General features: G+C 40.4%; 18 protein-coding genes and 2 pseudogenes. 19 read left to right on the top strand and 1 reads right to left on the bottom strand.

Annotation, left to right across the window (positions count from 1 at the left end):
- Nucleotides 1–45: 45 nt before the first annotated feature.
- From L1028_RS17090 to L1028_RS17030, 14 genes and pseudogenes are all read left to right on the top strand, one after another.
- On the top strand, nucleotides 46–978 hold the full coding sequence (locus L1028_RS17090; RefSeq protein WP_234535797.1) for a carbohydrate ABC transporter permease: 933 nt from the start codon (nucleotides 46–48) through the stop codon (nucleotides 976–978).
- A 5-nt stretch (nucleotides 979–983) separates the two neighbouring features.
- The gene (locus tag L1028_RS17085; protein ID WP_234535795.1) at nucleotides 984–1,868 is read left to right on the top strand and encodes a carbohydrate ABC transporter permease; all 885 of its coding nucleotides are present in this window, start codon (nucleotides 984–986) and stop codon (nucleotides 1,866–1,868) included.
- Nucleotides 1,869–2,009: 141 nt separating this feature from the next.
- Nucleotides 2,010–3,437 carry an ABC transporter substrate-binding protein gene (locus L1028_RS17080; protein WP_234535791.1) on the top strand — a complete coding sequence of 476 codons (1,428 nt, stop codon included), beginning with the start codon at nucleotides 2,010–2,012 and terminating at the stop codon, nucleotides 3,435–3,437.
- Nucleotides 3,438–3,537: 100 nt separating this feature from the next.
- Nucleotides 3,538–5,985 carry an alpha-L-rhamnosidase-related protein gene (locus L1028_RS17075; RefSeq protein WP_234535789.1) on the top strand — a complete coding sequence of 816 codons (2,448 nt, stop codon included), beginning with the start codon at nucleotides 3,538–3,540 and terminating at the stop codon, nucleotides 5,983–5,985.
- Nucleotides 5,986–6,049: 64 nt separating this feature from the next.
- Nucleotides 6,050–7,078, top strand: coding sequence for a cache domain-containing protein (locus tag L1028_RS17070; RefSeq protein WP_234535787.1), 1,029 nt, complete (start codon nucleotides 6,050–6,052; stop codon nucleotides 7,076–7,078).
- 136 nt (nucleotides 7,079–7,214) lie between these two features.
- Complete coding sequence (locus L1028_RS17065) at nucleotides 7,215–7,358, top strand: hypothetical protein (protein WP_234535786.1); 144 nt, start codon at nucleotides 7,215–7,217, stop codon at nucleotides 7,356–7,358.
- Nucleotides 7,359–7,632: 274 nt separating this feature from the next.
- Nucleotides 7,633–7,905: a DinB family protein gene (locus L1028_RS17060; protein WP_234535784.1), complete on the top strand. Its 273-nt coding sequence runs from the start codon at nucleotides 7,633–7,635 to the stop codon at nucleotides 7,903–7,905.
- Nucleotides 7,906–8,242: 337 nt separating this feature from the next.
- Entirely contained in the window at nucleotides 8,243–9,268 is a 1,026-nt protein-coding gene (locus L1028_RS17055) for a hypothetical protein (RefSeq protein WP_234535782.1), read from the top strand.
- A 267-nt stretch (nucleotides 9,269–9,535) separates the two neighbouring features.
- Nucleotides 9,536–10,279 carry a hypothetical protein gene (locus tag L1028_RS17050; RefSeq protein WP_234535780.1) on the top strand — a complete coding sequence of 248 codons (744 nt, stop codon included), beginning with the start codon at nucleotides 9,536–9,538 and terminating at the stop codon, nucleotides 10,277–10,279.
- Between the two features lie 136 nt (nucleotides 10,280–10,415).
- Nucleotides 10,416–10,607 carry a site-specific integrase gene (locus L1028_RS31510; protein ID WP_341482555.1) on the top strand — a complete coding sequence of 64 codons (192 nt, stop codon included), beginning with the start codon at nucleotides 10,416–10,418 and terminating at the stop codon, nucleotides 10,605–10,607.
- 15 nt (nucleotides 10,608–10,622) lie between these two features.
- Nucleotides 10,623–10,964: pseudogene (locus L1028_RS31505) on the top strand (tyrosine-type recombinase/integrase); the annotation flags it as partial.
- A gap of 74 nt (nucleotides 10,965–11,038) precedes the next feature.
- Nucleotides 11,039–11,242 carry a hypothetical protein gene (locus L1028_RS17040; protein ID WP_234535778.1) on the top strand — a complete coding sequence of 68 codons (204 nt, stop codon included), beginning with the start codon at nucleotides 11,039–11,041 and terminating at the stop codon, nucleotides 11,240–11,242.
- Nucleotides 11,243–11,467: 225 nt separating this feature from the next.
- Complete coding sequence (locus tag L1028_RS17035) at nucleotides 11,468–11,794, top strand: hypothetical protein (RefSeq protein WP_234535776.1); 327 nt, start codon at nucleotides 11,468–11,470, stop codon at nucleotides 11,792–11,794.
- 190 nt (nucleotides 11,795–11,984) lie between these two features.
- The gene (locus tag L1028_RS17030) at nucleotides 11,985–12,374 is read left to right on the top strand and encodes a hypothetical protein (protein WP_234535774.1); all 390 of its coding nucleotides are present in this window, start codon (nucleotides 11,985–11,987) and stop codon (nucleotides 12,372–12,374) included.
- 176 nt (nucleotides 12,375–12,550) lie between these two features.
- Here L1028_RS17030 and L1028_RS17025 read toward each other — a convergent pair whose 3' ends face one another.
- Nucleotides 12,551–12,691 carry a hypothetical protein gene (locus L1028_RS17025; RefSeq protein WP_234535771.1) on the bottom strand — a complete coding sequence of 47 codons (141 nt, stop codon included), beginning with the start codon at nucleotides 12,689–12,691 and terminating at the stop codon, nucleotides 12,551–12,553.
- 114 nt (nucleotides 12,692–12,805) lie between these two features.
- Here L1028_RS17025 and L1028_RS17020 point away from each other — a divergent pair, with 114 nt between their 5' ends.
- The 5 genes and pseudogenes from L1028_RS17020 to L1028_RS17005 all read left to right on the top strand — a co-directional run.
- Nucleotides 12,806–13,465: a recombinase family protein gene (locus L1028_RS17020; RefSeq protein ID WP_341482554.1), complete on the top strand. Its 660-nt coding sequence runs from the start codon at nucleotides 12,806–12,808 to the stop codon at nucleotides 13,463–13,465.
- A 15-nt stretch (nucleotides 13,466–13,480) separates the two neighbouring features.
- Nucleotides 13,481–13,657, top strand: a pseudogene (locus tag L1028_RS31500) (recombinase family protein); the annotation flags it as partial.
- Entirely contained in the window at nucleotides 13,649–14,314 is a 666-nt protein-coding gene (locus L1028_RS17015) for a recombinase zinc ribbon domain-containing protein (RefSeq protein ID WP_341482558.1), read from the top strand. The pseudogene L1028_RS31500 and the gene L1028_RS17015, both read left to right, overlap by 9 nt.
- Nucleotides 14,315–14,539: 225 nt before the next feature.
- The gene (avs4, locus tag L1028_RS17010) at nucleotides 14,540–19,279 is read left to right on the top strand and encodes an AVAST type 4 anti-phage nuclease Avs4 (protein WP_234535770.1); all 4,740 of its coding nucleotides are present in this window, start codon (nucleotides 14,540–14,542) and stop codon (nucleotides 19,277–19,279) included.
- Nucleotides 19,280–19,731: 452 nt separating this feature from the next.
- Nucleotides 19,732–20,146: transposase (locus L1028_RS17005; RefSeq protein ID WP_234535768.1), on the top strand; the 415-nt coding region annotated here is incomplete at its 3' end.

Raw genomic sequence — 20,146 nt, 5'->3', positions numbered from 1 at the left:
GACCGGAGTGAATTCTTGGCTTCGGGAGGAAGGAAGGACAGGAGCATGATTGGAAAAACCACTGAACTAAATCCTTTAACGACTAAGAAAAAGAAAGGTTATCCTGTGCGGCGTCTATTTAGAGATTGGTCATCTTGGATATTAATTGTCCCTACGCTGTTTGCCTTTTTCTTTTTTTCCTGGCAGCCGCTGGTGAAGGGCATTGTGCTCTCTTTTTTCAATACAGAGGGTTATAATGCCGTAAGCTTTGCCGGACTGCAGAATTACAAGGATGTGATACAGAACTCAGCATTTCAGCAGACACTGACCAACTCTTTTGTGTATGTGTTCTGGTCGCTGCTGATCGGTTTTGCTGTACCCATTATAGTCGCAGTTGTGATCAATGAGCTCAGGCATGGGAAATCGTTTTTCCGCTTTTCGGTCTTTTTTCCGAGCATGGTTCCCGGCATTGCTGCCTCGATGTTATGGATGTTTCTGTTTGAGCCTGGGAAGGGCGGCGTGCTGAATATTATGCTGAGCGCTCTGGGATTCCCGGTGCAGCAGTGGCTTCAGGACCCGGACATGACGATTATGCTGATTATTTTCACGATTACCTGGCGGAATTTCGGGGGAACGGTGCTGCTCTATCTAGCCAGTCTGCAAAGCATTAATCATGATCTGTACGAAGCGGCTTCTATCGACGGTGCGAATGTATGGCGGAGATTTAAAAGCATCACCATTCCGCAAATTTCCAGCATGATCGGATTGATGATGATTTTGCAGATCAGCGGTGTATTCCAGATTTTCAACGAGCCTCTGGTTATGACCGAAGGTGGGCCGAACAACGCTTCTATGACGTTAATGCTCCAAAGCTATTACTATGCGTTCCGGAGTTTTGAAGCAGGCCATTCCATGGCGCTGGGGGTTATTACTTTCCTTGTCCTGATGGTGCTAACTATTATATATTTCCGGCTGGATAAGAAATTGAACAGGGAGTAGAAGCTATGAAAACAAAAGAAGCATTTGGCATTATCGGCAATATAGAATATAGATCACCTTGGGTGCGCGTGCTGTACTGGTGCATGTTCATTCTGATGATTGTGCTTGCCGCCGTCTGTATTCTGCCTCCGGTCTGGATTATGGTTTCGAGTCTTAAAGACATCAAAGAGTTCTATGCGATCCCGCCCACCCTGATTCCTCGCTCATTCAATGTTGGCAAGCTATGGGAGACCTGGCAGGAATTCAACTTTCTCAGTTATTATTTGAACACGGCTTACTTAGCCCTCGGTTCTGTACTGTTCTGCCTTACGTTTAACGGGCTGGCAGGATATTTTTTTTCCAAGCTGAAGCCTCGAGGGAGTGCACTGCTGTTTGCCCTGATCGTGTGGACCATGATGGTTCCGAATACAGTCGGTATGGTGCCGCTGTTCAAAAACCTGATTGATTTTCCGCTGCTGCACTTGAATCTGACCAATACCTACTGGCCGATGTGGTTTATGGCTGCCGTGAATCCAGTGGTAATTCTGATCTTCAAGAACTTTTTTGATACTATCCCACAGGCGCTGCTGGAAGCGGCCAAAATTGACGGAGCGAGCACCATTGGTATCTTTATCCGGGTGATCCTCCCCCTTAGTGGACCAGTTATGGCCACGATTACGATACTAACGATGAACAGTGTCTGGCAGGACTTCTTCTGGCCTTTTATGGTGCTGAAGGATAAATCGACCTGGTCGGTCATTGTGGCCATCTATAATCTAAAAGCGACTTTGCCGCAGGACATTCAGTTTATTGCGCTGACATTTGCGATCCTGCCGCCGATTATCCTGTTTATTTTTTTCCAAAAGTACATTATGAACGGGCAATCCTTTGGCGGAAGTATTAAAGGGTAACATCACCCGATCACAAACCATTTCACAGTTTTGCCCCGTAGGGTGCTGCAGAAGGTGCGTGGTAAGATGATTTCAGATTCAAAAGAAAGCGCTTTACATGTTGTGAAGAATGCTTTAACAATAAGACTAGGGGGAATTACATTGAGAATCGAACACACCAAAAAAATTACAGCTACACTGACGCTAATGCTACTTCTTACGGCCGGTCTGGCTGGTTGCGGAGGTTCCAAAGAGGAGAATGCTGGAGGGAATACGGAGGAAGCGAGCAACAAACAGGTGACGATCAAGGTCAGTAACTGGCCAAAGCCGAATGAGGAAGCCAAAATCGCCCAGTATGAGCAGGTTATGGCGAAGATGAAAACTAATTTTCCGGATATCATTGTGGACAAGGATGAATGGGGTTATGACGTCAGCTCTTTCCTGCCTAAAGCGGCCAGCGGTCAGCTTCCAACGGTTTACGAGACCTTTTTTACAGAAACAAGCAAAATTATCAAGGCAAATTACGCAGCTGATATAACGGATACTATGAAAAAATACGGCTATGATCAGGCGATTAATCCAGATCTGCTTAAAATGGTTACTAAAGACGGAAAATATTACGGGATTCCGAAGGACGGATACGTCATCGGCATGCTCTACAATATGAATCTCTTCAAGGAAGCTGGTTTGTTGGACGATAAAGGCATACCAAAGTTCCCTAAGACATATGATGAGCTGGCAGAAACCGCGCAGATCATCAAGCAAAAGACTGGTAAGGCGGGAATGTTCCTACCAACAAAAAGTGGCCAGGGCGGTTGGATGTTTATGAATATTGCCTGGGCTTACGGCGCGGAATTCGAAAAACAGGTAGATGGCAAATGGCAAGCGGTGTTCAATTCTCCAGAAGCAGCGGCAGCACTGCAATATGTGAAAGACTTGAAGTGGAAATATGATGTACTGCCGGACAATAATCTGGTGGATGTTACGAATGATATGTTCCGCTTGTTCGGAACTGATCAAGTCGCTATGAGCTTCGGCACGAATGACTGGTCTCCAGTCATCCAGCAGCAGACTAAAATGTCTAAAGATAATGTGGCAATGTCCGCACTTCCAGTCGGACCGATCGGTAAACCTGTAACCCTGCTCGGCGGTGGTCTATATATGTTCTCGCCTAATGTAACACCTGAGCAGATTGATGCTGGATTCAAATGGCTAAAAACCTACGGATTCACTCCGGAATCCTCAGAGGAGGCTTTGACCGGCTGGGATATCGAGAAAAAGACACTGAGTGATCAGGGTCTGATCGTAGGCCCTTACGGACTACGGATTTGGACAGATGAGAAACGGATCGGTGAAGAACAGAAGATTCTCGACAAATACAACAATGTAAACTTGGATTTGTTCCGTGATTATATGGACAACGGCAGTAAAGGCATGCGGGCAGAAGAGCCGGTCAACGCTCAGGAATTGTACCAGAAGCTGGATATTGTACTGCAAACCGTCCTAACGGACAAAAACGCAGATCCACTGGAGATTTTGACTAAGGCTGCTGAAGAATTCCAACGTGATTATCTCGACAAAGTAAAATAAACACAGTCAAACGGCGGCGTCGTCCTTCTGAAGGGCGGCGATGCCGTTTCTGCGTACATTGCCAAAATCTACTCTAAGGGATAAAGGAGAGGTGCATTATATGGCAGCAAAAGAATGGGGAGACTGGAGCGCGCGATGGATCTGGCCTTTGGATGAGGAAGGGACAGAAAGTTGGGAGCAGCAACACGAGCGAGTGTATTTTCGCAAAATGTTTGAGCTGCCAGCTGGAGCCGGGAGGGCCTACAGTCTGAATTTGGCCATTACTGCTGACAGTCGCTACAGACTCTTTGTTAACGGGCAGCGTTTATGGGCCGGTCCTTGCAAGGGTCATGGTCATGTACACTATTATGAGGAGTTCAATTTGGACGACGTTTTGCAACCAGGTATAAATGTGATTGCTGTTATGGTAGTTCATTATGCTGGGACTTCGCCATTTGAACTGGGTGAAGACGGTCCTCTATCGATTTGGCGCTCGCAAAAAGGCGGCTTGCTTGTAGAAGCGGATGTTATGAACAATGGGCAGCTTGTGCAGGAACTCAATACGGATACCTCATGGAAAAGCATTAGGGACCACAGCTACCGGCTTCAGCCGTTTCCGATTATGCGCTGGATGGGCGGATTGGAAGAGGTGGAGGGGGACATGTCGCTGTTGGATTGGACTCTGCCGGAATATGACGACAGCGCCTGGCTAGCTGCAGGGATTGTACAGCCGGTGCGGGATGATTATGGTCAATTAACCCCCTGGCAATTGGCGGAGCGACCGATTCCGCTGCTGTATGAGCGCGAGCAGCTCTTCCTGAAGCTGATGCGCAGCAGCAGTGGTGAAGGGGAAGCCCTTTTTGAAAACGGGCATAGTCTGGAGCTGCGGAATGAAGCTGGTGGAGCCTCGACGCCATTTGCAGGAATACACGTGGAAGAGGGACAGCAACTCTGGCTGGAGTTGGATGCAGGTGAGCTAATCACAGCTTATCCGCAGCTTAAGCTTCTTGGGGGGAAAGGTAGCAGGATCACCCTACTGTACGCCGAGTGCTACGAAGAAGAGACTGGGGATGACGAGATCCGCCGCAAAGCTGTCCGCGATGATATGCAGGAGCATGTGTTAAGAGGCGGTTATGACAGCTACCATCCAGCCGGTTATGGCACCTCGGTGCAGATGGAATGCTATGAGCCATTCTGGTTTCGTACTTTCCGGTATGTCCGGCTGGAGGTGAATACTGGAGCTGAGCCTTTGACGATATCCGGCTTCAGTTATCGGGAGACCGGATATCCTTTGCTGCCGGAAGGAAGCTTTCATTGCAACGATGAACGATATAACCAGCTCTGGGAGCTGAGTGTCCGAACACTACAACGCTGCATGCATGAGACCTACGAGGATACGCCGTATTATGAACAGCTGCAATATACCATGGATACCAAACTGATGATGGAATTTACGTACCTGTTATCAGGAGACGACCGATTGGCACGGAGGGCAATGGAAGATTATAGGGCTTCGCAGCTGCCAAACGGCATGCTGCAAAGCCGCTACCCCTCCGTGCTGCCACAGGTCATCCCCTCCTTCTCTTTATATTGGATCGGGATGATTCATGACCACTACAGATCCTTTGGAGATCTGGATATCGTAAATCGGTACCGACTGCCACTGTTATCCGTATTGGACTGGTTCGATCAGCGACTGACACCGCAAGGTCTGGTGGACAGAACGCCCCGCCAATATTGGAATTATTTTGACTGGGTGGAAGAATGGCCACTCGGTGCACCAGACTGTACGGAAGGTGCACCTGCAACTGTGCTTAGCTTGATGTATGCAGCCGCGTTGGAGCAAGCGGCTGAATTGCTTGCCGCCAGCGGGTGGACGCAGATTGCAATAGAATTGCGTCAGCGCAAAGCGGCGGTCAACGCTGCAGTACTGGATTGCTGTCGCCAAACGAATAGCCTAATGTTCCGCGACAGCCCGAAGGCGACTACAGAAACCCAGCTTAGCCAGCATACGCAGGTCTGGGCAGTTTTAGCTGGTACGGTAGATGCTGTAGAGGGGGCGGCATTACTAGAAGCTACGATGACAGACACATCGCTGGCTAAGCTTTCACTGCCGATGAGCTATTATCTTTTTCGCGCGTTGGAACATTGCGGATTGTATGACCGCTCCTTCGGACTATGGGCTCGTTGGATGAAACAGCTGGATTTGAACCTCACTACACTCCCAGAAATGGACTCTGTTGGAACCAGAAGTGACTGTCACGCCTGGAGCGCGCTGCCGATCACTGAGTTCACAAGAGGGATATTGGGTGTCCTGCAAGGGATAGGGGGAATAACCATAAAGCCACATTGCGGCGAACTGCAACAGGCCAGTGGAATCGTAAGCACAAGTCTGGGTCCAATACATGTAAAATGGGAAATCCATTCAGAAGCGGGACATAAAAGCTTCCATTTTGAAGCTAACTGGCCAGCCGGTTCGGCGATTACAATTATCTTGCCTAATCATGAAGTGCTGCTGACAGATGCAGGTTCTTTTTATAAGGAGATCGACTTTAGTCACTTTAGCTGATAGTCTGATTTCAATTGATCTTCGTTTTCGTTGATTCATACACCAGAGGGGGATGGGGAGTTATATGTTCAGATCATTCGGCCGCAACATCAGCCTTGTCCTGGTGCTGTTTATTACCGTTTACATTGCCGCTTCGAGTTTCATTTTGTACCGTACTATGGAGCATAGAAGCTTGGACATGCTGCGGCAGTTGTCCGTTCAATACACTGGCCAGCAGCATAAGAACACTCTTTTGTTCATGAACTGGCTAGAGGAGACCTCCAAGCTTATCTCCAACAATCAGGTGGTACAGAATGCGTTGAAAAAACCAGCGTACGACGGAGCGATTTCTCCTATACTTGAGGGCATTCGCTCCTCTAGCAGTGACATTCTCGGCATTTATATTTGGGGTGAAGCAGGGGGGACGTACTCCTCGAGCAATGTATCCGGGCTTCTCCCCTTTACAGAGATCAAGAAAGTTCCGGGGATGGAACAATTTCTGGATAATCGAGAACAGGTTTTGCGCTGGACGGTGCTGAACCGGGAACATCTGATGAACGCGCCTTCTGATCTGCGCGACCGTCTGCTGCTTGAGGTAAAAATTCAGAATACGGAGGGGCAAATTTTAGGTCTGCTCTCGCTCGAAGTTGAGATTGACAAGCTGTACAGCTTCTACCTGTCAGGCAAGAATACGATCTACGGCGAGAATGAAGTTTATCTGCTGACAAGTAACGGAAAGCTGCTGAATGCGGCGGATGTGCCCATGAAGCGACTGCAAGAAGTTAGAACAGCGCTGGCCACACCAGAGAAGGATAATCCAGCTATGCCGGAAGAACAAGATAGTTCAAGTAGCGGTTCTATGGATTTGTTGGAGCGTGAAACGGCCGACGGCTTGATTTTGCTCTATCCGCTGCCCGAATCGGACGAGCGGATCGTCACCTATATCTCTGCAGACGGGATGAATGCAGAGCTGCGGACATTTAAGTATTTAATGATTGGATTAAACATCGTCGTGTTCATAGTGTTCTGGTTGCTGATCTCAATGCTTAGTGGCAGTATTGTTAATCCGCTGAAACAGTTGTACTTGAAAATTAACTCCACGATGAAAGACTAAGATTGGCAGTCGGAATGGCAGACAGAATGGCAGACAGAATCTATGAAGCAGATTTCAGGCTACCCGCTAAATCTGCAAAAGGTCACTGGGTTGCAGCGCTTATATCTACTCAGACAAAGAGGTGTCCCCCAAAGCAATGAATTGGTTGCTTGTGCTTGGGATGCCTTTTGGTGTTTTTAATAGAGTAGAGAATGCGATGCACAAACTAACCTATGCTTCACAACATATCTCGCACTGGCAGTGTCCAAATACACTTAAACGTCTGCTCTTAGCAAAATAGGGTGTTATGAAAGTCTCTAATTCGTCTGACTCATCTGATTCACTCTAGAACGTTTAACTTACGGGGACTGAAAAATAAAGTGTCAGACCTGGAAAATAAAGCACTAGACTGACGAGGGCATTACACTAACGAACAGTTAATGTCACAAGAAGAAATAGCAGGTTGATGTCGAATTAGTTTGTCTGAATAGTTAGAATTTTAATATTTAGATGATATAAATTAGGAGCGTGCTCTATAATGAAGACTCTGTTCCAATACAACTGGCAGGTTCGTAATGACTGATTCTCTTGGTGTGAAGATGTATCTGAAGATGAAATTGCTTAAAGCTCGTATTGGCGGTGTTGGAGGAATCTTAAAAACACTGTTTCACATCGTTTATTGGGAATATAGTTGGATTCACTGCGTATTGCAAGGAAAGGCAGAGTTTGAGCAAGAGCCCTTCGAGGCTCACAGAAGTCTGAAGCAGATACGAGATTTATCAATACAGTTTCACGCAGAAGTGGAGCCATTTGTTACGTCATGGACACCGGAGATGGAATGTAAATAACTGACACTTATACGTGATAATGGTGAATGGATAACATATAAGCATGGAGAAATCATGCGTCACGTCATCGCTCACGAAATACATCACATTGATGGGATTTTCGCGTGAATCAATTTTTCAAAGAAACTTTCGCTGAAGTTTTGGCGGGAGTTTTTTTGTTTGAAGTATAAGAACGACATTCGTCATATTCTTCCATTTCATAGTATAATAAGAAGATAGTCTATAGGTTTCGAGTTTCGGTTTGTTCGTTTATTTAATTGTATTCTGTAGATTGACGAACTTCGTCAATATTACGTTATAAGAAATCGGCTAAGAACATTATATGGAGGGGAATCACATGCAGAATTTGCTCTACTACCCAGGATTCGAAATTCAAGATCAACGCTGGTTAAAATTCGCTTTGCTTTATCTTGAGGAGATTAGCACAATAGTTCCAATGGGTGGAGATCACTACGTAAGTGATTTATATACATTTATTGAGCAAGAAACGGGTTTGCTAAAGAGATATCGCCCAGATTACATGGAAAGTGAAAAGAGTAGTAGAGAAACTATAGAAGTAATAGAAAAGTATATTAATAATCCTTCAAGAAACTTTGGCATTTTAGGAAGGGTAAACGTTATTGACCACTGGCGAACTAGAGAAAATCAAAATTTCGAACTATTTTTCTCCAAATTCTCTTATGATTTTGAGCAATTTTGCTTGGATCAAGGTTTTGCGCATCGCTCAGAAAATGGTATTAGTTTACCGTATCAATTTGGAGTTATTTATATGTCAATATTGGCCCATAACATTGGTGAGCACAATAATGTATCTGTAATAACTGATATCAAAGAACATAATATGGTTTCTCAAATAAGTCAAAACACTTGGAAATTTAATAAAAGATATAATGAATTCAAAGCAATAAAGAAAACAATAGAATTAAATTTACCAAGAAATATCGATTCTATAAGCGTTGATGAAATAATTGATTTTAGAAATAAAACAAAATACCAATCTAAACTTAAAGCTTTTAGAGAAGCCGTCTCCAAACTTAATGATTTACATGGTGGAAATATGAGTGAAGTTAATATGCGGCATATCATCTCTGAGATCGAAGAAGTCAAGATAGGTCTTTCTTCAGAGATATTTAATTTATGTTCAACAGTTTCGCAAGTTGGGTTAGGTATTTTTCTAACACTCGGACCTAATGTTGAAAATCTCGAATTTATTAAAGAACTGCTAGGTATCGGATTTATTCTTACAGGCTCAAGAAGTCTAATTAATTCATTTAATAATGAACAAAGGCAGGCAAGTCAATATTTGACACAAATTAGAAGGTTTCCAGGTCCGAGAAAAAATAATAGAAACATAATCATTTGAAAGAACATTCAAAGATGAGCCGACTTCTTATAACATCATATTCACGCGTCGGGCATTCGCCCTCGGTCCGGACCGAAGTTAAAAATAGATTCGATGAAGGTTTTCAGTAGCAGGGAAGTAGATATTCTGCCGGACACACCCAACTCCCTAACCGCATCGCGGCCGCCCTTCGAGCTTGAGCGAGTTGAACGTCGTGGATACAAGAACGTTATACGAAAAAATCGGAAATACCATTAAGAAATCATCTTATTACCTAAGGGGAATTTTATGATAAACATTAAAGATCGATTTTATGATAATACGAAAGAAATATCCTTTCTAAATCATTTGAACGATAGAGATGATACATTTTGGCAAGCTCTAAATTATCTTGCAGTTTTTAATGAAGAAAAGTTCACCGAAGAGAATATATATTTCCATCATGCTAGGTATTTTATAACTTCAAGATTAATAAACCATATAATGGCTAGTTACCAAATGTTAAAGATAGGATTAGAAGACGAAAGTTTGATTATGCTTAGGCAAGCTTTGGAACTATCTTGGCTATTAAAATATTTTATTAAGAATCCATTAAAAGCCGAAAATTGGGTCATAAAAAAGAAATTAAAAATTACTCCTCTCGAAAGAAGAATAGCAACTGATAATAATTCTACCTCTGGAAGAATATATGCTGAATTAAGTGATGTTGTACATTCGAATAGAAATTCTATTTGGGGTTCTTGTATTGGTGGAATGTATAATTCGTGGATTTCTGATAAATTATTTGGACAATTAGTAATATTAATTAATAATGTTATTGAGTATTTTGAAGAAATAGTTTTACTTTTCGATATTAGTATAAGTAATCATGAACTTATTAAAATGAAAGAAGAAGCTACAAACAATATCGGATATGCCATTTATGAGACTAGTTATCTTCTGGATTCTGAAAGTACTATAAATAAGTTGAAAGAACTAGGTGAAGATGACGTTATTAGATATTTAGAAGAGAGTTATGAAATAATCGAGTAACTTTTTGAATGCGTATTCGAGAAGTCGATTCCTTCGTATAATACCAGATTCACGCCGCAGAGTTGACGCTCCATAGTCCGGCCAAAGTTGTGAAGCGAGGAAGCAGCCGGACAACCCAGCAAATGCTGTGTGTGGTATGGAATTTGTAGAACCTATCCGTAGTAAGAAACAGATTGATGCTTTGAAGAAGTATCTGCGAGGGCAGAATATCCGAGACTATCTATTGTTTGTGCTTGGCATTAATTCAGGATTGCGAATATCTGATTTGCTCAAGCTTCAGGTGGAAGAGGTGTACAATCAAGATCGGATCAGCCTTCGAGAGCAGTAGACAGGTAAGAGAAAAGATTTCCCCTTGTCGGATACCTGTAAAAAAGCAATTCAGGAATATGTAAAAGCAACAGGTCATAAGTCAGGAGCGCTGTTTGCCAGCCACAAAGGTGGGAATCCAATTAGTCGAGTACCTGCTTACCGGATACTGAGTGAAGGGGCAAGCCGTGTTGGCATTAAAGAAGCAGTTGGAACACATACCTTGAGAAAGTCGTTTGCCTTTCATGCTTATCAAAGTGGTGTAGATATTACTCGTATTCAAAAGCTGTTCAACCATTCAGCACCGAGTGTCACTTTAGCGTACATAGGAATCACTCGACAAGAGCTGGATAATGTTTACTTCAATCTTAACCTATGAAGACGTTAACGGATGTTATACATCTGGTTAACGTCTTTTTCATTTTCAATAGCACATGAAGGAGGCGCATATTTATGAAGCAAATCATCAATGCCAAAGGAACGAACATTTATCCGGGACAAGTAAAGTATGTATGTATTGCAACTTGCTCTTGTGGGAATAAGCTTGTACGAGCAATGAAAGAATCTGGTTTAAATATTTATGTTGGTAAAGAGCGAGCGTTTTTCCTGCAAACAATGTGGGGAACGCTTACAAAAACAAGGACAACAGTATTTTAAAGGAGGTCATATGATAAGTCGGGAGCAAGTTTGGGCGGCAACTGATTTTGATGAATAGCTTTTTTTCTTAGAATAGTCTCGATGTGGTCAAACTGTTAATTCTTTGTCCGATGAATATTTACACTTTCAATGTGAACTTACTTCATCAGGTTATGTCCTGTCCAACAAGATATATGATTAAACTGAGCCGCAGAAGTGGAAAAAACGTGTCAGGAAGTGTCAATTATGGATAAACAAATGCAGCTGATATTTGCAGCTGCCATTCAGCAAAGAAGGTTACTACGAGTTGAGTTTACAACCAGAAGTGGAGAGGAACGGAGTAGACGGTGTGTGCCGTTAGATTTGGCACCTAGTGAGCGGGCAAAGATCAAATTTTACAAATATCATATGTGGGACTTGGATAGCGAGCCAAGGCCACATTTTCTGAGTTTAAGTCCAGAACAAGTTATCCAACTGGAGATAACTACAGAGCCATTTATACCGGAGCAGATTGTAACCTGGACAAGGAAGAACCCTTGGACAATCATTAGGGATTGGGGAAGCTTGTCGTAAAGCGTGCAGGATAACTTCATTTTAATCAAGCTTTATGAGCCTGTAGTGTAGAAATTCACTATGGGCTTTGTTTTGTCTTTTAAATGAAGATATATAGCAAAATAGTTACTATTTAAGAGGAAGAAACGGTGTACGAGAGTCAAGCATGTTGATAAGATCGACTCAAGAAAAATACCGATTTATAGGAGTTATGACGATAGCAAATAAGAATAGGGTTTCAGGTAGAAACAGCCGTGGAAGTAATCAGGTTAAACAGGAAGGTGAACAAACGATGTCAGAACAGCTTCAAAGTGAAAATGAGCAGACAAGTATTGAGGCAGAAGAAATTCAAGTTCATGAAGAGACAGGGCAAGAGCAAGTCCGACAAGAAGAACAGAAGATCGTCCCTGAACAAGGGGATGGCAAACATCAGGAAGAAGATACGTCACAGCAAGAAGCAATATTAAATGAAGCAAATACACAAGAGTTGCAGCCAGAATCAAACGATGGCAAAGAAGAGCCGCCACTTGCCATTGAAGATATTTTAAAGCCGGGAAAATTCGGAGTAACGAACAGCCAAATGATCCCGGCCATTAAGTAAGTGATTACGGTTGGCTCAGTAGAAAAGCTGAGGATGCTTCGCTCCATGTATTTGTATTCCTTCGAGAACTCACTAAGGTATCTGAAAAAGTCGGAGCGAAAATTCATTCAAAATAACCTGAAATAGAACAAGCCGGAGCATGGATTGGTCATGTGCTCCGGCTTGTTTTTATTTTGTTAAATTTTCTGACTGTCTTGCGTAGAATGATGCACTTTGGGGTGAGGTATGTCTATCTCGGCCACATGCTCATGAAATTGCCGCAACGCTTTGCCAGATGGCTGATTAACTTCTTTGATTACATATTCACATTTCTTCATGAATTACGCCTCCAAAATTTAACAGTTGTCATATTCGATGATGTGTCATCAAAAATGCTCAACATTCTATTTGGAAGGCGGCAAAATATTAACACGTTTGGAGTAGAAGCTATTATGGAAAACAAAACAATTAAACACGTAGCCGTTTATTTAAGAAAATCACGGGACGATGGTGAGTTTGAAGACGTTCTCTCGAAGCATAGGGATACCCTTCTGGCCTTGGTCGAGAATCGAAATTGGACCTATAGGCTATATGAAGAAGTGGCCTCTGGTGAAAAGATAGAGTCCCGTAAGGAAATGCAGAAGTTACTTCGGCATGTTGAAGACCAGCTCTATGATGGAGTAGTGGTCATGGATATTGACCGTTTAGGGCGTGGAGAAAACAAGGATTGGGCACTCATTAAAGATACATTCTTAAACTCAGAAACGGTCATTATCACACCAAACAAGATATACGATCTGGAAATAGACAATGACGATGTATCATTTGATTTCATGTCTATTTTTGCCCGAATAGAGTACAAAACGATTAAGCGAAGAATGAAGCAGGGCAAAGAGGCAGGAGCCAAGAAAGGCATGTGGACAAACGGAAAGCCACCGTTTCCTTACTACTACGATAAGAACACAAGGTCGGTACTGGTCGATGAGACGAAGCGTCCGATTTACCGAGCGATTGTAGAGAAATATCTTAATGGAACAAACCTTGGTCAGATCGCCATTTGGTTGACGGATAACAAGATACCCACGCCATACAACATTAAGCCGGATGGATAGAACAAGGGCTGGTCAAATATTACGGTTCAACGGTTGCTGGCAAGCGAAATTCATTTGGGTTACATTACTTATGGAAAAACCCGTTCCAAGCGTGGTCAGGTGGAGCTTGTTCCCGAAGAAGAGCGGATTAAAGTCATGGGAACACATGAAAAGCTGAAAACGCCGGAAGAACATGAAGCGATTATGGAACGGCTGCTTAAGAATAGAATGCTGAATCCGAATTCCAGGAGGAGCATTTTTCCTTTGTCAGGCTTGTTGTATTGTGAAAAGTGCGGTTCACGAATGAGATTCAGAGTAGGTGAGAATAAGAAGCAAGGGCAGCATTGGAGTGCATTGTGCTATCACCAGTATAAAGATGGCAGCAAATGTGAGCAGCGAGGTAAAGTCATGGATGCTGATTTTTTTAATGCTCTGTATAATCGAATTATTCATGTAGACCCGGATATATTACGGGAAATTGAACTGCATGGAAGTCGTTATAGTGATACGCAGACGATCATTGAGGTCAAAGAGCAGGATTTGAAGAAGCAGAAGCGGGCGCTGGACAAGCTGCATGAATCGTATGAAGAGGACATGATAACGAAACAAGTATTTTTGGAGCGTAAAGCTATCCGGTCTAGGCGAATACAGAAGCTGGAGGAAGAGTTGAAGGAATTGCGGAAGATTATAGTAGATGAAGGGAATTACCCGACTGTGGAGCAGATATATGAGCGGATAGGTGAGTTTAGGGAATTGTGGAGTAGTGTGGTGACGAGTGAAGAGAAGAATCGGGCGTTGAAGAAGTTGGTGGAGCGGATTGTGTATAATCGGGAAGGGAATCGGGTGGAGTTGACGGTTTGTTATAGATGAAATCCCTTTAATTGGGTTTATTTAATAGATAGGAAAGCGAGCCTCTGGAAACAGTCCAGAGGCTTGGTCATTTGTAATAAAATCTACAACTTAAGAACCTAATTTAAAGGCAAACAAACGTTCTTCAAAATTGGTAGCCTAAATGGTAGAATAAATTCATGGTAATTTTTTGAATTGTGTTTTCTTTATATACTCTATAAATTTCAATTGGGGGAAAATGTGATTATGATTAAACCAGATTGGAATATATTCAAAGCGAAGTTTAGTGAAAACCCACAGAGTAACTTTGAATGGATGTGCTATCTACTTTTTTGTGTTGAGTTTAAGTTGCCATTAGGTATTTTTCGCTACAAGAATCAATCTGGTATTGAAACCAATCCTATAACTCATGATAACGATGTGATTGGATGGCAGGCAAAATTCTATGAGACTACATTATCAGCGCACAAAATTGATCTATTAGAGATGTTGGAAAAAAGTAAAGATAGATATCCTGACTTAACAAAAATCATCATTTTTACTAATCAAGAATGGGGACAAGGGAAACTTCAAAGTGATTCTGAGGTTAAGCTTGCAGTTGAGAAAGAAGCTGAAAAACTCAAGATTCAAATAGAATGGAGAACCGCTAGTTATTTTGAATCACCTTTTGTGGTATTAGAAAATAAATTAATCTCGCATTACTTCTTCAGCTTAAAAAAGAACATTATGGATTCCATAAAGGATATGAGAAGGCACACTGAATCTTTATTATTGGAAATTCAAACCTCAATTGTTTTCAATGAGTACAGTATAGAGTTGGATAGAAGCAAGCTTCTTCAGGACTTGAATACTAATTTGGAGCGGGATTCTATAATAGTTTTAAGTGGAGAAGGAGGGGTTGGGAAAACAGCGGTTATTAAAAATTTATACAATAATTTTGGTAATAATATTCCTTTTTATATAATGAAGGCTAATGAATTTGAGGTAGCCAATGTTGATCTTTTATTTGGTGAAGCCAATTTTAAAGATTTTATTGATGTTCATAACAATGATAGTAAAAAGGTGTTCGTAATAGATTCTGCTGAAAAGTTAATGGATTTAAATAATCATATTCCTTTTAAAGAGTTTCTCTCAGAAATACTGCGAACTGGATGGAAGGTTGTTTTTACTGCAAGAAGCAGATACTTAGTTGATCTTGATATTCATTTTATTGATCACTTTCAACTTAGTCCCTCAAGAATTTATGTTAGTAAATTAAGTCAGGATGAACTAGGATACTTGGCAAGTACTTATAAATTCGATCTTCCTAACGATTATAAGTTATTTGAATTAATTACAACCCCCTTTTATTTAAGTGAATATCTGAAATTTTATACTGAAGGTAGTAATGTGGGATATTTAAAATTTAAAGAATTGTTGTGGAATAAAATAATTAAAAAAGCAAGGCCATCTAGGGAGCAAAGTTTCTTGCAGATAGCGTTTAAAAGAGCAAATGAAAATCTATTCTTTTTATCATTTGATTCAAATGATATTAATATGGAAGCCCTTGTACAAGAGGGTGTACTTGGGTATGAAATTGCTGGCTATTTTATTGCACATGATATTTATGAAGAATGGGCTTTAGAAAAAATAATAGAATCTGAGTTTGTTAAAAAAGAAAGCAACATTGGCTTCTTTGAAAAAATTGGAGAATCATTTTCGATTCGTAGAAGTTTTAGAAATTGGATTTCAGAAAAACTTTATCTTGAAGTCGAGTCAGTCAAAGAATTCATTGAAGAAGTAATTGATGATGAGCAAGTAATCGGATTTTGGAAAGACGAAGTAATGATTGCCGTGTTGCTTTGCGATTACTCCCAATATTTTTTCAGTTCTTTCAAAAGAATTTTCTTGGATAAAAATAGAGAATTATTACGAAGGGCCTCTTTTTTATTAAGAATTTCTTGTAAAGAAGTGGACGATGTTTTTCGGCAGTCGGAAGCTAAGAATATCGATCTCTTGTCGATCAAATATATCTTTACGAGACCCAAAGGGAGTGGATGGAACAGCCTCATACAATTTGTATATAATAACTTAGATGAAATTGGGTTAAAGAATGTGAATTTTATTTTACCCATTGTTCATGATTGGAATTCAAACTTCAAAAAAGGCGAAACTACAAGACTATCGGGTTTAATCGCCCTTAAATATTATCAGTGGGTATTACAAGAAAATGTTTACTTTTCCCGTGACGAAGACATTAAGGATAAAATACTAGAGACAATTTTGTATAGTGCGGGGGAAATTAAAGCGGAACTAACAACTATTTTTGATGAGGTATTAACTAACAAATCAAAAGATCATAGGTCACCTTACTATGATTTGATTGAAATGTTACTGACCAAAATATTTGTGAATATGGAGATTGTCAAAGCGTTACCAGAATATGTGTTAAAACTGGGAGACTTATTTTGGTTTCGTTCAAATGAAAGAATTGATAGATTTCATTCGAGATTAGGAGTTGAAGAAGATTTTTGCATAGAAGAACGGCTAGGTAGATACTTTCCTGCAAGCGCATATCAAACTCCAATTTATTGGCTATTGAAAACTAAATTCGCACAGACAATTAACTTTATTTTAGATTTTACTAATAAAACAGCAGAATGCTTTGCAACATCTGAGCTGGGACAAAATGAAGTTGAAACAACACAGCTTTATGTTGAAGATAAAAGTTACAAACAATATATTTGTAATAGGTTGTGGAATGTCTATAGAGGGACTCAAGTTGCTCCTGATGTCCTGGAATCAATGCATATGGCTTTGGAAAAGGTGCTTCTTGAGGCTGCAAAAGATATTGATGCTAGAGCATTAGAAGGCTGGCTTTTGTATTTATTAAAAAACTCCAAGTCAACTTCGATAACTGCAATTGTTGTGAGTGTTGTTCTGGCATATCCAGAAAAAACATTTAATGTTGCAATCAATTTATTTAAAACTAAAGATTTATTCTTTTATGACACTAGTAGAATGGTACTTGATCAATCTTCAAAATTTAATTATTCCATTGGATATGGATTAAACTATAGTTCTAAGCTTTATCAGGACGAACGTATCGAAACCTGTAATGATAAACATAGATCAAAGAGCCTCGAACATATTGCGCTTGAATATCAATTTTTTAGGACTAAAGGAATTAGTGAAGAGGAAGCAGAACGAAGACAAAAAACTATTTGGGATGTTCTGGACACATACTACAAGGAATTGTCAGAAGTATCAGATGAAGATGAGTATACAAAAACGTGGAAGCTTTATTTGGCAAGAATGGATAGTAGAAAAATGAACCCTACGTTGGAAGAAGAGGATGGTAATATTCTAATAAGTTTTAATCCTGAGTTGGAGCCAGAGGTGCGTGAGTATAGTGAATCCTCATTAAGACAAAGTTCTGAAAAGATGAAATACACTTCGTTAAAGCTTTGGGCAAACTATAGAATGAAAAATGAAGAACAGTACAAGCAGTACATCAGTTATGAGGAAGACCCTAAACGTGCACTTAAGGAAGTACGGGAGATTATTGGGGAGTTTGAACGACTCTCTGAAACGGAAATACTTAACAAACATAATGAATATGAAGGTTTCTTTTTAATGAATCATTCAATTCCTTCAGAGGTTTCTGCTGTATTAATTAGGGATTTTCGCAATATGCTTACTGATGAAGATAAAGATTTTTGTAAAGAGATTATACTGGAAGCAGCCACTTCATCGTTTAGAGCGAATTACCAGTACCAGATATCAGATGGGGTGGAATCTACGATTTCAGTATTGCCTATCTTAATGCAAAAATTCCCCAATGAAAAGGACGTTATCAAGTTTATTTTGCTGATGATACTTTTTGACTCAAATAGCATTGGTATGTATGCTGACTTTTCAGACTTCTCCGTTAATGCAATCCTAAAGGATTTGTGGGATTTGAGTTTTGAAGATGCTCATGCTATTTTCATTGGGTATCTGTTTTTAATTCCCAAATATAAATTGGTTCGTGAAAAACTCTGGAAGGAAAGACATCGACAAAGTAGTTATGGTTTGAGTGAAAATGAAGTAATCGAGACTTTGGCTCGAGATTATGAAAATGATATACAAAAAATAATATCGAACGAAATTACACTAAATGATCTGGAAGCGGTTTGCGAATTAGATTTAAGTTACTTGATAATAGCCTTTCAATTGATCCCTTTGGGAACTGAAAATCCTGAGCACATACAAATTGCACAAGATATAATATCTAAATTTGCAACTGAATTTGCAACTGAATTTGCATCAGATAGAAGAGAAGATAGAATTGATTACTCTGTTAAACATGATTTTTTAGTCAAATTCTCAAACTTGGTTTTAAGCTCTGCTGAAACGCACATACCATTGTATTTAAAGCCGTTTATTGAAAATTTTAATAGTTCAAAGGTTTTCTCAGAATTATTTGATCAATTTATTATTGCTGAGGATACCCTTAATACTAACGATAAGTTTTGGAAAGTATGGGAAGCCTTCTTTGAGAAAGTAACCACACTCGCTAAAGAGGGAGAGCAGCACTGGTATGTAAGCGACATAATAAAAAGCTACCTATTCGCAAAGGTCCAATGGAAAGAAACAGCAACGGAGTGGCGAACCTTTGGTGAAGAGAAAAAAAGATTTTTTAAAGAAATTTCCAAAAAAATAGGCCATTGTCCTTCTACTTTATACTCACTGTCCAAGCTATTAAACGGTATTGGTGGCAGCTACTTACTCTCAGGAGTAATCTGGATTTCAGAAATGTTAAATAGAAGTGAAGTATTATGGAACTCGAAATTAGATACAAATACTGTGTATTATTTAGAGTCCATCATTAAAAAATATATTTATGTACAACGGGAGGACATAAGAAGAGGAAAAAAACAAAAACAGGAAGTTTTAGTGATATTAAATTTTTTAGTCGAACAAGGCTCTGTTGTTGGCTACATGTTGAGAGAAAAAATTTCATGAAACATACTTGTGTGTTGTTTTTTGGTTACCTTTTCCTTTCTTTAATTCTGTCTTTACTCTTTTAGATTAAACCTCCAGTAACATTTTATCGAGAATCCCTATGTCTAGAGGTGATGCCCATGGCAACTCGAAAAGTGTCATATTTGCTATAGTACGAACGTAATCCAGTAAAATGATTTACAAGCTAGAGACTTTTGTTATCATCAAGTAAATAGCTATATTAATCAAAATATATTTATTTTGATTTTTGAAGGCTCATCATTTTGTAACAGGATATCTATAAAAGGATCTATAAAATATCAAGAGTGTTATTTAAAATAAATTTATTAATTGCACATTTAGAATTCTTACGAGAGCGTAAAATATTTTGTGTAAATAGATAAATAGAAAAAGGAAGCCCTTTTCTTGTAGAATTGAGTTACCACACAACAATTCAAAGAGAGGTCTTCCCTATGAATCATTTTACAACAGATTTAGTCCAAGCTCTAGTCACAAAGCAAGATGTAACGGAAGTATTTCGCAGTCACTTAGAGTCTGCCATGAATCATCTGCTAGAGACGGAGCTTACTGCATTCCTAGACTATGAAAAATATGACCGTTTGGGCGTGAATTCAGGGAATTCTCGAAACGGGGGCTATTGCCGCACACTTCATACCGAGTATGGGGACCTGCAGCTAAACATGCCGCGGGATCGCAATGGAGAGTTTAAGCAGCAGACTGTTCCGCCTTATAAGCGTTCCAATGATACGCTAGAATCCTTTGTCATCCACATGTTTCAAAAGGGTGTCACAATGACGGAGATTGCCGACCTAATTGAGAGAATGTACGGTCACCACTATACGCCACAAACGGTATCGAACATGACAA

Origin of the sequence: Paenibacillus pseudetheri, assembly GCF_924513355.1 — a bacterium.
GTDB classification, from domain to species: domain Bacteria; phylum Bacillota; class Bacilli; order Paenibacillales; family Paenibacillaceae; genus Paenibacillus_AQ; species Paenibacillus_AQ pseudetheri.
This window is presented reverse-complemented; position numbering and strand designations above follow the sequence as displayed.

Excerpts from the sequence above, each read along its gene's own strand:
- L1028_RS17090 (WP_234535797.1), top strand. The coding sequence starts at position 46 with ATGATTGGAAAAACCACTGAACTAAATCCTTTAACGACTAAGAAAAAG.
- L1028_RS17085 (WP_234535795.1), top strand. The coding sequence starts at position 984 with ATGAAAACAAAAGAAGCATTTGGCATTATCGGCAATATAGAATATAGA.
- L1028_RS17075 (WP_234535789.1), top strand. The coding sequence starts at position 3,538 with ATGGCAGCAAAAGAATGGGGAGACTGGAGCGCGCGATGGATCTGGCCT.
- L1028_RS17070 (WP_234535787.1), top strand. The coding sequence starts at position 6,050 with ATGTTCAGATCATTCGGCCGCAACATCAGCCTTGTCCTGGTGCTGTTT.
- L1028_RS17065 (WP_234535786.1), top strand. The coding sequence starts at position 7,215 with ATGAATTGGTTGCTTGTGCTTGGGATGCCTTTTGGTGTTTTTAATAGA.
- L1028_RS17060 (WP_234535784.1), top strand. The coding sequence starts at position 7,633 with ATGACTGATTCTCTTGGTGTGAAGATGTATCTGAAGATGAAATTGCTT.
- L1028_RS17055 (WP_234535782.1), top strand. The coding sequence starts at position 8,243 with ATGCAGAATTTGCTCTACTACCCAGGATTCGAAATTCAAGATCAACGC.
- L1028_RS17050 (WP_234535780.1), top strand. The coding sequence starts at position 9,536 with ATGATAAACATTAAAGATCGATTTTATGATAATACGAAAGAAATATCC.
- L1028_RS31510 (WP_341482555.1), top strand. The coding sequence starts at position 10,416 with ATGGAATTTGTAGAACCTATCCGTAGTAAGAAACAGATTGATGCTTTG.
- L1028_RS17040 (WP_234535778.1), top strand. The coding sequence starts at position 11,039 with ATGAAGCAAATCATCAATGCCAAAGGAACGAACATTTATCCGGGACAA.
- L1028_RS17035 (WP_234535776.1), top strand. The coding sequence starts at position 11,468 with ATGGATAAACAAATGCAGCTGATATTTGCAGCTGCCATTCAGCAAAGA.
- L1028_RS17030 (WP_234535774.1), top strand. The coding sequence starts at position 11,985 with ATGACGATAGCAAATAAGAATAGGGTTTCAGGTAGAAACAGCCGTGGA.
- L1028_RS17025 (WP_234535771.1), bottom strand. The coding sequence starts at position 12,691 with ATGAAGAAATGTGAATATGTAATCAAAGAAGTTAATCAGCCATCTGGC.
- L1028_RS17020 (WP_341482554.1), top strand. The coding sequence starts at position 12,806 with ATGGAAAACAAAACAATTAAACACGTAGCCGTTTATTTAAGAAAATCA.
- L1028_RS17015 (WP_341482558.1), top strand. The coding sequence starts at position 13,649 with ATGGAACGGCTGCTTAAGAATAGAATGCTGAATCCGAATTCCAGGAGG.
- avs4 (WP_234535770.1), top strand. The coding sequence starts at position 14,540 with ATGATTAAACCAGATTGGAATATATTCAAAGCGAAGTTTAGTGAAAAC.